General features: G+C 60.1%; 11 protein-coding genes. All 11 read left to right on the top strand.

The features are described 5' to 3' along the window. Positions 1-139: 139 nt before the first annotated feature. The 11 genes from H6F75_RS24740 to H6F75_RS24690 all read left to right on the top strand — a co-directional run bounded on the left by H6F75_RS24740 (position 140) and on the right by H6F75_RS24690 (position 14,863). Entirely contained in the window at positions 140-2,302 is a 2,163-nt protein-coding gene (locus H6F75_RS24740) for a polysaccharide biosynthesis tyrosine autokinase (RefSeq protein ID WP_190755532.1), read from the top strand. Positions 2,303-2,305: 3 nt separating this feature from the next. Continuing rightward, positions 2,306-3,655 (top strand): flippase, encoded by a 1,350-nt coding sequence (locus H6F75_RS24735; protein ID WP_190755530.1) that lies wholly within the window; start codon positions 2,306-2,308, stop codon positions 3,653-3,655. Then, complete coding sequence (locus H6F75_RS24730; RefSeq protein WP_190755528.1) at positions 3,655-4,929, top strand: glycosyltransferase family 4 protein; 1,275 nt, start codon at positions 3,655-3,657, stop codon at positions 4,927-4,929. The genes H6F75_RS24735 and H6F75_RS24730 overlap by 1 nt, the downstream gene beginning before the upstream one ends. Before the next feature lie 29 nt (positions 4,930-4,958). Beyond that, complete coding sequence (locus H6F75_RS24725) at positions 4,959-6,428, top strand: O-antigen polymerase (protein ID WP_190755526.1); 1,470 nt, start codon at positions 4,959-4,961, stop codon at positions 6,426-6,428. 463 nt (positions 6,429-6,891) lie between these two features. Beyond that, positions 6,892-7,983, top strand: coding sequence for a glycosyltransferase (locus H6F75_RS24720; RefSeq protein ID WP_206754696.1), 1,092 nt, complete (start codon positions 6,892-6,894; stop codon positions 7,981-7,983). A gap of 13 nt (positions 7,984-7,996) precedes the next feature. Next, positions 7,997-9,355 (top strand): glycosyltransferase family 4 protein, encoded by a 1,359-nt coding sequence (locus H6F75_RS24715; protein WP_190755522.1) that lies wholly within the window; start codon positions 7,997-7,999, stop codon positions 9,353-9,355. A gap of 27 nt (positions 9,356-9,382) precedes the next feature. After that, on the top strand, positions 9,383-10,957 hold the full coding sequence (locus tag H6F75_RS24710) for a hypothetical protein (protein WP_190755520.1): 1,575 nt from the start codon (positions 9,383-9,385) through the stop codon (positions 10,955-10,957). 405 nt (positions 10,958-11,362) lie between these two features. Then, positions 11,363-12,580, top strand: a complete 1,218-nt coding sequence (locus H6F75_RS24705) for a glycosyltransferase family 4 protein (protein WP_190755518.1) — start codon at positions 11,363-11,365, stop codon at positions 12,578-12,580. Between the two features lie 76 nt (positions 12,581-12,656). Then, the gene (locus H6F75_RS28615) at positions 12,657-13,334 is read left to right on the top strand and encodes a sugar transferase (protein ID WP_199304121.1); all 678 of its coding nucleotides are present in this window, start codon (positions 12,657-12,659) and stop codon (positions 13,332-13,334) included. A gap of 50 nt (positions 13,335-13,384) precedes the next feature. Next, positions 13,385-14,107, top strand: a complete 723-nt coding sequence (locus H6F75_RS24695; protein ID WP_190755514.1) for a WbqC family protein — start codon at positions 13,385-13,387, stop codon at positions 14,105-14,107. Positions 14,108-14,194: 87 nt separating this feature from the next. After that, positions 14,195-14,863: a PIG-L deacetylase family protein gene (locus H6F75_RS24690; RefSeq protein WP_190755512.1), complete on the top strand. Its 669-nt coding sequence runs from the start codon at positions 14,195-14,197 to the stop codon at positions 14,861-14,863. Positions 14,864-14,898 lie beyond the last annotated feature (35 nt).

Below are 14,898 nucleotides of genomic sequence, written 5' to 3'. Positions count from 1 at the left end.
AGTAGCTCTTGACACCGCAGGGTACAGCACAGCCCCGCTACCAAAGACACCTTAGGCAGTGGGTTAGGCCAACGCCACAACCTACCCTACAGCTCTCAGTCCCCGCTCCCTGCCTTCCTCCTCGCCTACCCCGATCGCTATGAATACGAGTCAGTACTGGTTGATGTTGAAACGCCGTTGGTTGCCCGCAACGGTGGTGTTTGCCAGCGCAGTGGCTAGTACGGCAGTAACCCTAAGCCTACAGCCCGAGATCTATCAGGCCGAGGGCAAAATTCGCTTCACCGGAGCTGACAAGGCCGCCGCGCTAACCGGGGTTGGGGCCGGGGTCAGCGGGTTTGATCCCACAGTGGAGTCGAACAACCCAATCACCACCGAGATGGAGGAAATCCGGTCAACGCCAATCTTGGACGCCGTTGTAGAGAAGGTGAATGCCTTTGCTCCGGCCGATCAGCCTTCCCTCAGCCGGGGCGACCTCAAGCACAACCTCAGCCTGACCAGCCCGCGCGGCACCGATATTTTGCTGCTGACCTACCGCGATCGCAATCCCAAGCTGGCCCAGGCCGTAGTCGATGCGGTGATGCTGGTCTACATCGACCAACACATTCAAGACAACCGGGCTGAGACCGTAGCCGCCCGCGAATTTCTAGAGCGAGAGCTGCCCGGCGCTGAAGCCCGTGTACAGGCTGCCGAAACCGAACTGCGCCGCTTTCAGGAGGCTCACCAGGTGGCTTCTTTAGAAGAAGAAAAGGGAGCGATGGTGGTCGCTCGCGAAGAGCTGAACCGCCACTTGGCCGAGGTTAACTCAGAGCTAGCCGATGTCAGCGGCCAAGCCCAGTCCTTTAGCGAGCAGCTGGGGATGACGCCGCAGCAGGCGATCGCCCTGACGTCGTTGAACCAGTCGCCGGGGGTGCAGGATATTCTCACCCAGTTCCAGGCGGTGGAGGCACAGCTGGCGGTGGAGCGGGTGCGCTATCGCGACGCCAGCCCGGTGGTTTCGACCCTGCTCACCCGCCGTGCCCACCTCGAAGCCCTGCTGGATGAACGCATTGCCGAAGCGCTCCACGGTCTGCCCGCTCCAGCCAAAGGGCAGCTGCAAGGGGGCGAACTCAAAGCCGCCCTGGCGGGAGATCTGGCCCGCACCGAGGCCAAACGCCAGGGCCTGACCCAGCAGGTAAATGCCCTAGCAGCCGCTCAGAGTGCCTATACCCAGCGGGCGGCGCAGTTGCCCTTTTTGGAGCAGGAACAGCGGGAGCTAATGCGACGGCTGGAGGCGGCCCAGTCTACCTATGCTCTACTGCTGGGGCGACTGCACGAGGCCCGCGTCACCGAAAATCAGAACATGGGCAACGCCCGCATTATGCAGCCGGCAGTGGCGCTCGATCAGCCTGTGGCTCCCCGCGGCGGGTCTTTTTTAGCTACCGGAGCGCTGCTGGGTCTGGGGTTGGCAGGGCTGACCGCGCTGGGGCTGGAGTCGCGCGATCGCAAACTCAAAACCGCCACCGAGGCCAAAGACCTGTTCGGTCTCACCCTGCTGGGCATGATTCCTGACCACCGCTGGGGCCACCCTCTACCCAGCGGCGACCATGCCGAAGTTGTGGTCGAGCAAGCACCCAGTGGTGCGATCGCCGAAGCCTACCGCATGCTGCAGGCCAACCTCCGGTTTCTCAGCTCTGACCGCGACATCAACACCGTGGTGATTACCAGCTCGGTGATTGGCGAGGGTAAATCGGTGGTGTCGGCCAACCTGGCCATGGCCCGCGCCCAGACCGGCCAGCGCGTGCTGCTGATCGACGCCGACATGCGCTGCCCCCGCCAGCACAAGATTTGGCATGTGGTCAACGACCAGGGCCTCAGCAACCTGCTAGTGGAGCAGCGGCCTGCTCAGGGGATGATTAAAACCCCAGTTGAGCACCTTGACCTACTCACCGCCGGGGTGATACCCCCCAACCCGGCGGTGCTGATCGACTCCCAGCGCATGGTGGTGGTGCTAGAGCAGCTGGCCCAAACCTACGACTTTATTGTGATCGACACCCCCGCGCTCAACATCGGTATTGATGCTCTGGCGTTGGGACAAATGGCCGATGGCGTGGTGCTGGTCACCCGTCCTGGCGTGGTCGATATCGATAGCGCCACCATGGCTAATGAGCGCCTGACGCAGTCGCGGTTGCCGGTGCTAGGCCAGGTGATCAACGGCATTCTGCCTCGCCACGAGCCCCACAGCTACTTCTACTACGGCACCTACGGCGATCGCAACGGAGGCACCGCGCGGCAGGTGGTCGACAGCCAGCAGAGGCTAGCCTAAACCATGCTAAACCGGGTCTCAAAACTCTACGGCGGCGTTGACAGCGAGCTGCGCCAGGTGCTGAGCAACACTAGCTGGCTGTTTGTGGGCCGCAGCGCCCGCCTAGTGGTGAGCCTGCTGGTGGGGACCTGGGTAGCCCGCTACCTCAAGCCCGAGGGGTTTGGCAGCTTGCAGTACGCCTTGGCCTTTGTCAGCTTTTTTTCGCCCCTGTCGACGGTGCAGATGGGGCCGATTGTGACCCGCGACCTGGTGCGGCAGCCCGACCAGCAGGGCGAGATTTTGGGCACCGCCGTGGGGGTGCAGGTGGCCGGGGGGCTGGTGGCGATCGCCCTCAGCATTCTCGGCATGGTAAGGCTGGCCCCCGATCAGCCGCTGGCGCAGCTCTTGGTGGCGATCGTCGCCCTCAAGTATCTGTTCAACTCATTGCAGCCGATCGAGAACTGGTTCGAGGCCCAGGTCGCCTCAAAATATACCGTGCTGGCGGAGCAGGGGGCGTTTTTGCTAGTGGTGGCCCTGAAGATTGCCCTGGTGCTCAACCGAGCCCCCGTCGCCACCTTCGCCGCCATCATCGCTCTCGAAGCGCTGTTTTATGCCGTAGGGCTGCTGCTGTTTTATCGTCGCCAGGGCCAGCGGTTGAGCGCCTGGCGAGTCAGCCTTCAGCGGGCGGGCTACCTGCTCAAAGAGTCGTATCCGCTGGTGCTGTCGTCTACCGCCTGCGTGCTGTACATCAGCATCGACCAGGTGATGCTGGGGCAGATGGTCGACAGCGCCGCCGTCGGCATCTACGCCAGCGCTGCCACGCTTTCAGAAGCCACCGCCTTTTTGCCCGTCATCGTCTGCTCGTCGCTGTTTCCCGGCATTGTTAAAGCCCAAGGACAGGGGGGCGGGGACTACCGTCGCCGGTTACAGCGGCTCTATGACCTCAACATTTTGATTGCCTACGGTCTGATCGTGACCCTTATTCCCCTGTCGGGGACGCTAATTTTGGTGCTCTACGGTCCGGCCTACCAGGCCGCTCAGCCAATTCTTGCCGTTCACATTTGGAGCACGCTGTTCGCCTTTCTCGGTATTGCCCAGAGCAAATGGATTGTGGCCGAAGGGCTGCAAATTTACAACCTCTACTCCCGCCTGGCTGGGCTGGGGGCCAACGTTTTGCTCAATCTGTGGTTGATTCCGATTTGGGGCGGGCTAGGGGCGGCCGTTGCCACGCTGATCTCCTACGCGATCGGTGGCTACCTGTTTTTCTGGCTGATTCCCCAAACTCGCCCCAACACTCGCCTGATGACCAAGGCGCTGATTGCGCCGCTGCGACTGCTGATGGGGCGGCATTCCTTTACCGGAGGGCGATCGTGATGGCAGCCGCTGGCTCTGGTACGCCTCTTCTCAGAATTTTGCTGGTCTCCGGGGTGTATCCCCCTGCGGGGGGTGGGCCGTCGCTGCAAACCAAGCACCTGGCCCAGGGGTTAATGGCTCGGGGTATCGCCGTGCAGGTGGTGACCTACGGCGACCCGACCGCCAGCGGCAGCTTGGATGGAGTGTCGGTTCGGTTTCTCGATGGCGGCAGGCGGGATTCGCTGGGGGGCAAGCTCGGGCGCAATCTGGAGGTTTGCGGTGACTTAGACCGCACCATTCGCCAGTTTCGCCCCAGCGTGATCCACATGCAGACGGCGGCGGGCAACCTGGCGCTGATCACCGGAGTGCTGGCTCGCTGGCACCGGTTGCCGACGCTGATTAAATACACCGCTGATCTGGTGCAGCAAAATGCCACCCTGCAAGACTTTTCTGCTTCCAACGGGTGGAGAAATCGGCTGATCCAAGGGGCTAACTGCTGGAGTACCGAGGTGTTTCAACGGGTATTGTTTGCGCTGTATAGCTGCATTTGGGCTACCACTCCCCGGTTTCAGCAACGCCTTGGGCAGCACTATGGCGTGGCTGCCAGCAAAATTGTCCTGCTGCCAAACTTTATTGACTTGCAACCTTTTAGGGCGATCGCGCGCCACCGCCCCATTTCCCAGCCCTCGGCCCCGCTAGAACTGCTCACCGTGGCCCGGTTGTTTCCTGTCAAGGGGTTAGACCTGTACCTGCGCGCCCTGGCTCGGCTGCCAGATCTGCCTTTGCGGGCGCGGATTGTGGGCAGCGGCTCGGAGACCTATCGCCAGCAGCTACTGGCCCTGGTGCATGAGCTGGACCTGGGCGATCGCGTCGAGCTGAGCGGCGCTATTGACCCTGAGGCGATCGCCTCAGCCTACGCCACCGCCGACCTGTTTGTGCTGCCGAGCCGCCATGAGCCCTTTGGCATTGTGCTAATTGAGGCGATGGCGGCGGGGTTGCCCATTGTGGCGACTGAGGTGGACGGTATTCCCCAGGTGGTGGAGGCGGGGGTGTCTGCCGTGCTGGTGCCGCCGGAGAATGTGGAGCGCCTGGCGATCGCCCTGCGCACCCTGGCGACAGATTCCCAGCGCCGACTGGCACTGGCCCACGCGGGCCAGCACCGCGCCCAAAGCTTTGGTCTAGAAGCAGGGATTCAGGGCTGCCTAGCCATCTATGCAAAACTCAGTCCGCACCCTTGGGAATGCCTTGCCCTAGGCTCCGAGGCAAGGCCCCAGGAGCACCATCGCCTCGGGTGACGCAGCCAATCCACCCTCCGCTCACCGCCATGAACCATCTGTCTTTAGCTCCCCAGGTCCCTGCGCTAGACGCCAGTGCGTCGCCCTTTGTGGCAATGACGCCCCTGCACCGATTTGCGGTCGGGGGGGTGTTGATCGCCTCCTTAGTCTGGCTGGGAATCTACCACTTTCTCCACCCCACCGGCCTGGAGGAAATGGAGGGCCTGTTTCTCGCCCTGGGCTTGAATGGGCTGCTGCTGTTGGCGCCGGTGATCGCGTACCAACCCACCTTTGGCTGGTTTCACCCGCTTGTTTTTGGGCTGTTGTTTACCTACCTCGACCACCTGCGCCGCGTCGACGTGTACCTCCATGGGTTGCAGTGGCACGCGGCCCTGCCCGGCTGGAGTGCCGAGAGCCTCACCGCCCTGCTGAACCAAGAACTTCTGCTGCAAGGGCTAGGGTTGCTGGCCTGGTACGGAGGATATTTTTTGTCCCCAACCCTGCCGGCCCCAGCGGTGCAGTTTCATCGCCCCCGCCACCTGGCGGCCAAGGTGAGCGGAGCGGTGCTGTTTTCGGCGGCGCTGTTTTCGGTCTATATGCAGAGCCGGGGGGGCATTGTCAGCCACATTTTGTCGTGGGGAGCAGGGCGCAACGAGGCGCTGGCCGGGGCCTTTTACTGGCAGTTCTTTACCCAGCTGGGGCTGATCGGCTGCCTCAGCTGGCTGGTCCTTGATCTGCGCTCGACAGCGCAGCCGCTATTTTGGGTCTGCACCCTGCTCAGCTTGGCTATGGCTTACTTAACCGGCGGGTCGCGCTCTAGTGTGATTTATTTCATGATTATGGGGGTACTGGCCTGGCTGATGCGGGAGCGCAAAATGGCCGTGATCCAGCTGGTGGCGATCGCCCTGGTGGGTCTGTTTTTAATGGGCATTTTGGGCAATCTGCGGGCCAGCACCTACGGCGGCACCATCGATTGGAACGTGCTGCGCGGCGGTGCGCCCACGGCATCAACCGGGGGCGAATCGGCTATGACCAGCGGGCTGAGCGAGGTGTCGCAGCGCACTAGCGTCTATTCTGGGGTGTTTCCCATCATTGGGCTGGTGCCCGACCAGGTCGATTTTATCTACGGCAGCTCCTACCTAGCGGTGCTAACGCTGCCGGTGCCTCGGGGCCTGTGGCCTGAGAAGCCAGGGCTGGTGGCGGGCATGGTGGGCGAAACGTTTTTTGACATGCCTGTAGGGATGCCGCCGGGGGGCGTGGGCGAAGCCTACTGGAATTTTGGCGTGCCGGGGGTGGCGATCGCATTCTTTCTATTTGGCATCTTTACCCGCTGGCTGACCGACAGCTTTCGGTACTATGCCGACCAGCCCGCTGCCATTGTCTTGTATGTCATTACGCTGTTTTTATTGGCAGAACCTTCGGGTCTGAGCATCATTGCCTGGCTGATGATGCTGGTGCCTGCCGTTGCTTTTTTAATGGCCATTGGAGCAATGACTCTAGGCCGGTCTCCAGGTGATTGATCTTGGCATCCTGGGGAAAAAGTTAGGAAAAGTTATGGCGATCGTCAACGCGGTTCTATAGATAAAACTACCGTTGGCGACCTTGTGCAAATATGAACGGCTGCACCGAGCAATAAACTAATTGTTTAATCGACTCATGCCCGAGGGAAAACAGCGGTAAGCGTCTGTCTAAAAATGCCGCCGCCTCCAGTGCTGCACCTGTAAGTAAGGATATTTAACATAAATTGGGGCCAGAAAACGATCGCTTCAGATGGCAAACTGGCACCCACGGCGGCGGGGTTCAAGCAACAATTTGTCCAGAGTATTACTACCTGGTTACGGCATGAATAGCATCGACCGTCTACCGTCGGGGTTGTTTGTCAAGGCAGATTTACCCACGCATAATTCACAGTCTAACCACGCTTCAATTCGTACATTAAAGCTTTTATTTTTTACTGCCTCCCTTGGCAATGGGGGAGCAGAAATGCATCTTTTGCGGTTGATCAACGCCCTTGATCGCAGTCAGTTTCAACCCTCAGTGGCCCTGGCCCAGCTGGGGGGCAGTTACGAGGCGGCTTTGGCCTCCGATGTGCCGGTGTTTGGACTTAATCCGCCCGGCATTTCCTCTAGCACCCTGCGTATGGTGCGGGCTGTGGCTCCCTTGCGCCGGCTAATTCAGGCCCAGCGGCCCGATGTGGTCTGCGCTGTCCTCGACCACGCCAACCTGGCGGCGATCGCGGCCTGCCGGGGGTTGCCCCACCGCCCTAAGCTGCTGGTGTGTGCCCAAAACTCACCTCTCAATCAGTACCACCGGCCTTGGCACCCGCTCGATCGCGCTATGCGGGGGCTGCTGGCCCGCCAGCTTGCTGAGGTCGATGGGCTAATCGCCCTCTCCCAAGGAGTAGCAGAGGAGTTTGCGTCGCTGATGCAGCCGCCCCAGCCTCCCATCCACGTCATTTATAACGCTGGCGTAGATGAGCAGGTGACCACTGGGGCGATCGCTCCCCTGATGGCGGAAGATCTGCCCCTGCCGCGCCCGCTGATCGTGGCCTGTGGGCGCCTGTGCGAACAAAAGGGCTTTACCTATCTGCTTGAGGCCCTGGCCAAAGTGCGGCAGACCGTGCCTGCCCACCTGTGGATTGTGGGCGAGGGGCCGCTACGCCCCCAGCTAGAGCAACAGATCCGGCAGCTGGGCCTCGATGGGGCAGTGCGGCTGCTGGGCTTTCGCCCCAACCCCTACCAGCTGATGGCGGCGGCGGATGTGTTTGTGCTGTCGTCGGTGTACGAAGGCTTTGGCAATGTGGTGGCCGAGGCCCTGGCTTGCGGAGTACCGGTAGTCTCAACCGATTGCCCCCACGGCCCGGCAGAAATCCTAGAGAACGGCGCAGCGGGGCTACTAGTGCCCCCCCGCGATGGGGCGGCTCTGGCGGTGGGCATTTTGCGCCTGCTCTACGAACCAGAGCTAAGGGCTCAGCTGGCGGCGCGGGGCCAGGTGCGATCGCAGCAGTTTCGCGCCGAGGCGATCGCCCGCCAGTATGCCGCAGTCTTTCGCCACGTGCTGCAACCGTTGACCTAACCTAAGTATCGCCATGCAATCTCTAGAATCTAAGCCACTGGCCCCCAGCCTCGGGCCTCAGCCAGCGGCACCGCCCCTGCGGGTACTCTACTACCTGGCCTATTACCAACGCATGGCCGGGGCTAACCGGGTGCTGTTTGAGCTGATTACCCATCTGCCCAATACTGTCACCCCTCTGGTGGTGCTAGCCGGGGAAGGTCGCGCCGCCGACGCCTATCGAGAGGCTGGTTTTGAGGTCGAGGTTTTACCCCCCGGTAAGCACCTCAACCAGTTTGGCAAGGCAATGTTGCAGTGGTCCACCTGGAAGCGCACCCAGGTGGTAATGACCGAGCTGCTGCCTTACACCTGGCAGTGCCTAGCGCTGATGCAGGAGTGGCAGCCCGACCTAGTGCATGTCGATGGCGGCCGAGGCACCCTGATGATTGGCGCGGCGGCAAAGCTATGGGGCTGCCCGGTAGTGGGGCACATGCATGGCCAGCTGCCCTTCGCGGGCATTTCTCACACCTATTTTGAATGGATTTCGAGCCGCATTGTCACCGTGTGCGATGCCATTCAAGCTGACCTCACCCCAACGGGCCGGGCCAAGGCCACCACCATCTACAACAGCGTGCGTCCCAGCCTGGCTCCCGGCCAGCCAAGCGCTTGGCTCAAGGCGCTCAAGCGCGAGGGCAAGTTAATAGTTAGCTGTTTTGCCTCAGTGGTGCCCTTCAAAGGCCATCACCACCTGCTGGAGGCGGTCGCCGAGCTGAACCGACGGGGCTGGGCCGATCGCCTAGTGGTGCTCTGCGTGGGGGATATTGAAGCCGAGTACCAGCACCACGCCGGCTGGCTGATGCAGCGGCGGCAAGCGCTAAACCTGCACAACGTCACCTTCACAGGGTGGCAGTCGAATCCCTTTGGGTTTTACCAGCTGACCGACATTGAGGTGCTGCCCTCGGTGAGCTATGAACGGCTTGACTACGGCGATTTCGAGATCGGTGCTGGCTCCAAGCGGGCTCTCGCTAATGGCCTACCGCAGGCGACGGGTCCTGCAAATCGCGTCGTTGAGATCGGCGGCAATGAAGGGTTCCCCACGACCCACTTGGAGGCCATGGCCTTTGGTCTGCCCATCGTCGGCACTGATATCGCTGGCGTGCGCGAACAGATCGAGCCGGGCGTCAACGGTCTGGTGGTGCCCCCCGGCGATCCGCTCGCCCTTGCCGACGCCCTTGAAACCCTGCTCCAGGATGGCGGCCTGCGATCGCAGCTGGGCCAAGCCGGGCGCGATCGCGTCCAGCGCGACTTTTCTACCGAAGCCCATGTCACCGCCATGGTCAACCTCTACCGTGACCTGCGCCCGCACACTAAACAGTCCCTCATCCCCGCCCACTAACTCCCGCCCCGCCTTTCTCCTCACACCATGCCCCCGTCCCGTCCTCTCATCGGCAGTCTCGTTGCTCTCACCACCGCTGGCCTGGTGGGGCTGGCCCACAGCCGTGCCCCCTCGGCCATCCTGCCGCCGCTGGCGGTCGTCGATCGCCCCGACGGTCAGCCCGAAGCCTATTACGCCGTGGGGGATAAGGCTCTGACCACCGGCCTAACGCTGCTCACTAACTATTGGACTACGCTGGTGAACGAACAGCCCAACTTAGCGCGGGGCCATGTGGATCACTACCTACCGCCCGCGCTCAAAGATCTGGGCTACCGCCCCGCCGATGCCCTGATGGCCCAGCTGGCCGAAACCTTCTTTGCTGCCCGCAATCCGCAAACGGGGCTGATTCCCTATGCCTACGATGCCGAGTTGCCCAGCGACCCCAATGACCCCAGCACCCGCACCACGACCGGAAACAAGCAGCCTGTAGGATTGATCGACCGAGCCGCTGAGCTGTGCCAGTGGTCTCCGGACGATCGCGCCCTGCAAACCCGTTGCCTAGAGCTAGCCCAGAGCACCCTGGAGCATTTCGATGTGCCCCAGTCCACCGCCGAACCCACCGGCCTGTGGGGTTGGGTCGATGTCACCAGCGGCGCGGCTCCCCGCCATGCCCTCACCCTGACCCAAGACTATGGCCAGGTAGCCCTGGGCATGGTGAAACTGGCCGATGCGAACTCCGCCTTGCAGCCCTGGGCCGACCAAAAACTCAGGTTTGTCTGGCAACATCCCCAGAACCCCACTCTGCCCCTGCTTTACGAGCAGTTTGTGCTCACCCAGGGGCTAGAGCGCCCCGAAGAACCCTCCAGCGACACCGACACCCTGTACTTTGTGCGTCAGCTGTTTGAGCTGTGCAACCTGACCGGTAATTCCCAGTACTGCGACTGGGCCATGGCCACGACCCAAGTCTGGGTTGAGCGGGCCTGGATACCGGAATGGGGGCACTTTATTCGCAAGCTTAACCCCGACGGTAGCCCGGCGGTCGATAGCCTCTACGGTGACGCCAAACATAACATTCTCTACATACTGGTGCAGGCCTATCGAGTAACGGGCGATCGCGCCTACCTCGACCGCCTTCTGCTCGCCTGGAACAATCTCAAAAACTTAGGCAAAAATGGCCTCGCCCCCGAGACGGTGCGCCAGGGAGCGATGGTGGCCGACCAGGGCCTTGACCCCGAGCAGACGATTTTTCTCGATATTCTGCTGGAGGCCTACGCCGCTAGCAGTGACCCAGTATTTCTGCAGGCGGCTGAGGACCTGGGCGATCGCATCCTAGAACAGGGCGAATCGGCCATGCGGCTAGACAGTGGTCAAGCTGGGGCAGCGCTGCTGAAGCTGGCCCAGGCTCGCTACCCAATCGGGCGGCTAGAGCTGGATCTGCCCACGGCTGGAACCCAGCTGACCCTGCGCCGCGGGGAACAAACTCTGCTGCAAACCCAGGTGCCGAGTGAGATTGCGATCCTCTACTTACCCCAAAGCACCTACACCGTCATTGCCCAGTACGAGGGAACTACCCACACCATACCGATCCAACTCAGCGAATCAATGCAGATCACGGTTCCCTGAATCCTGGGGGTCTATTTGCTTGGCACCGGATTGTTGAATTCAGTTTTTCTGCTGTAGCCGTAGTCAAGCTGATTAGGACGTTTAAAGATTCATCTGGGAAATATTGCAACTAGACTGGCTATGTTGCAGATGTCCAGTTGATTAAGACACCGGCTGAGGCAAATGCCGCGCCCAAGGACTGCTTGAAAGCCCTAATTCTCTGCTCACTTTCAATAGCTATAAAACCAGCCTGGAGCACCGCCAGTAACACCACCCAGACAGAGCGACAAAACACCTGAGGGTTGGCAAAATGGCACGACTTAATCTCTAGACTTATATACATTAAACACAGAATTCAGCCTACTTAGAACCACGAGATTGTGCTTAACAAGGCAATAATGCCTTGCCCAATTACTTTTTTCAAAAATGAAAGTTTTACATATTTGTGCGGTGGGAGCGACCACCCTAAAACTGCTGCGCCCCCAGATAGACTATCTACTAAATTGCGGGCTTGAGGTCGAGGTAGCTTGTTCCCCTGATGTTGAGGCCGAAACCTTTCGGCAGCTTGGCTACGTGGTGCGTCCGGTGCAAATCGATCGCGAAATTTCACCCGTCAAAAACCTGAAAAGTTTAATTCAGCTTGTACAGCTGATGCGGCAGCAGCAATATGATCTGGTGCATGTGCATACGCCCATCGCCGCTGCCCTGGGTCGTATGGCGGCTAAAATTGCTGGCATTGAGCGCGTTGTTTACACGGCTCACGGATTTCCCTTTCACGATCTGCTGTCGCCTCGGCAATATGCCAATTACTTCGCGATTGAGAAATTTTGTGCCCAGTTTACCGACCTGATTCTGACTCAAAGCTACGAAGATTTTGTCACCGCTCAACAGAAAAATCTTTGCTCGGCCCACAAAATTCGCCATCTCAATAACGGGGTTGACAGCCACATTTTTTCTCGACAGCGACTCAGCCTAGAGGATCAAACCAGACTGCGCGAGCTTCTAGGCATTCCCCATGACGCGTTGGTGGTAGGCACCATTGGGCGGCTGACCCGACAAAAGGGGTTTGCCTATCTGGTAGAGGCGATCGCCCAGTTGCGGCCCCGTTTTCCCAAGCTGCGCCTGCTGATTATTGGCGGCGAACTGAGCACCGACCCCGAACCCTTTCAAGCCGAACTGTTGAGTCTGGTACAGGGGCTGGGACTGCAAGACTGCGTTGTCTTTACCGGCTTTCGCGACGACACCCCTGAACTGCTGGGGCTGCTGGATGTGTTTACCCTACCCACCTACTTTGGCGAGGGGCTGCCTCGCTCCATTCTCGAAGCCATGGCCATGGGGTTGCCGATTGTCACCACCGATATTCGCGGCTGTCGCGAGGCGGTCATTCCCCACGAAAACGGGCTGATTGTGCCGCCTAAAGATAGCGATGCTTTAGCCAGAGCCATAGCGCAGCTGCTGGGCGATCGCGCCCTGCGGCAGCAGTATGGCGCAGCCAGTCGCCAGCGGGTAGAGACACTCTACGACGAGCGCTATGTCTTTGAGCGCCTGGCCACCTGGTACCAGGAGCTGGGGCTGCAGATGGCGGCTCCAACCTTGGAGAAGGTCACGGTTCAAACGCTGTCGGCTCCTAGCGCCCTTTGCTAGATTTCCAGTTTTTTGGGCTTCCCTGCGCGATCGCGCGCATTGCCCAATCGTACTTACACAACCGGAGGTGGTGTCCGTGCAAACCTATTTTGAAACCCGTTCTCTGGCCCAGTGGACTCTGATCGAGCAAGCTCGCCTCGATCAGCGCCAAGGCATCAAATTTCAGCTAGCGCTGAAGCGGTTGCTAGATGTGGTGCTGGCGGCGGTGGGGGTGGTGATGATTGCCCCGCTCTTGGTTGCGATCGCGATCGCCGTCCGCCTCAGTTCCCCTGGCCCAATTCTCTTCATACAGGAGCGCATGGGCAAGTTTGGCCAGCCCTTTTATATCTACAAATTCCGCACTATGGTCGATGGGGCGATCCATTTTGGGGCCGGCATTAACACCTTTGAGGGCGATCCTCGCATTACAGCCGTGGGCAAGATTTTGCGGGATTATCACCTGGACGAATTGCCCCAGCTCTTTAATGTGTTGCGCGGTGAAATGAGCCTGGTGGGGCCTCGTCCCCTGCTGATGTCAGCGCTCAAAACCTATACACCTCAACAGCAACAGCGCTTGCTCATGCTGCCGGGCATGACTGCCTGGGAAGCTGTCAAGGGAGGCTTAGACAACAGCCTAAACGATCGCCTTCGTCTGGATGTTTGGTATGTCGAAAAGTGGTCGCTGGGGCTGGATCTTTGGATTTTGCTGCTTACGATCCCGGTGGTTTTGCGTAAGGAAGGGATCTATGAACAGCGGGACATAGAACTCCCTTAAATCCACCTAAATCCACCGTAGCCAATGTAGTTGTTTCACGTTTATCTACCATGACTATCGCCGCCATTCACCAGCCCCAGTACCTGCCCTACCTCGGTTTTTTTCATAAGCTTGCCCAGGCCGATGTGTTTGTTGTCATGGATAACGTTGAGTTTTTGCGGCGAGGCTTGCAGCACCGCAATAAAGTCAAAACCAGCCAGGGCGATCAGTGGCTTACGGTGCCGGTTTTGCACCAGCAAAATCAGCACATTCTCGATGTCAAAATCAACCCCGACACCACCTGGAACCGGAAGCACTGGGGCACTCTAACCACCAATTATTCGCCTGCGCCCTACTTCGATCGCTACGCCACAGATTTGCAGTATTTGTTGCAGCAGGATTGGCAGAATCTCTGCGCTCTAAACATGGCGCTGATCAAGTGGGTCATGCAGCAGCTCGACATCCACACTCCCATGATTCACCTGTCGGAATTGCCGACTCAGGGGCACAAAAGCGAGCTGCTGCTCTCGGCCTGCAAAGCCGTGGGAGCCGACACCTATCTCTCGGGGCCGGGGGGGCGCGACTATATGGATCTTGCCCTTTTCGATGCCGCCGGAGTGAAAGTTGTCTGGCAGGAGTTTGTGCCGCCCCACTATACCCAGCTCTTCCCCGAGGCGGGTTTTATTCCTAACCTATCGATTTTAGACGTGCTGTTTTGCTGCGGCCCTGATACCCGGTGGTTTTTAGAGGCGCCGGTGAAGCAATCGCGGCCCCTAGCCCTAGGCATTGCTTGACGCCAGAAATTGCCCTCCCTGCCCTTGGGTTTGGCTGTCGCTGCCCCCAACTGATGCGGATCCTCTTCCCTTCCTCCAAACCGTTCTATGAGTCAGTCTGTTTTAGTAGTCGCCCCCCACCCCGACGATGAGGTCTTGGGCTGCGGCGGCACCATCGCCCGCCACGCCGACGCGGGGGACAGGGTGCATGTGGTGATTATGACCAAGGGCGACCCCGATCTCTACCCCGACGACGACCAGGCCGCCCTAAACCAGGATATTCGCGCCGCCCACCATGCCCTCGGGGTAACCAGCACCACCCATCTCGATTTTCCGGCTCCCCGGCTCGACAGCCTGCCAGGGTACCAATTGGCCAATGCTATTGGCGAGGCGATCTCGCGCGCGCGGCCCACAATTCTATACCTGCCGCACCGGGGTGATATTCACGCTGACCACCAGCGGGTCTACCTGGCGGGGCTGGTGGCGGCGCGACCCATTAACGGCTGCCCGGTGCGGCAGGTGCTCTGCTACGAAACCCTTTCGGAAACCGAATGGGCCTCGCCGGAGGGTGACCAGGTGTTTCGGCCCACAGTGTTTGCCGACATTACCCCCTACCTAGAGACCAAGCTCAAGGCAATGGACTGCTACCGCGACGAGGTGAAGGCCTTTCCCCATCCGCGATCGCTGCCCGCGCTGAAAGCCCTAGCTCAGCTGCGGGGGGCCACAGTGGGCGTCGCCGCCGCCGAGGCCTTTGCCCTGGTTCGCCAAATTGTCTGATGCCGTTTATCTCTGCTGCTGGTGCCCGTTTATAA

Source organism: Nodosilinea sp. FACHB-131, assembly GCF_014695395.1.
Lineage (GTDB): Bacteria > Cyanobacteriota > Cyanobacteriia > Phormidesmidales > Phormidesmidaceae > Nodosilinea.
This window is presented reverse-complemented; position numbering and strand designations above follow the sequence as displayed.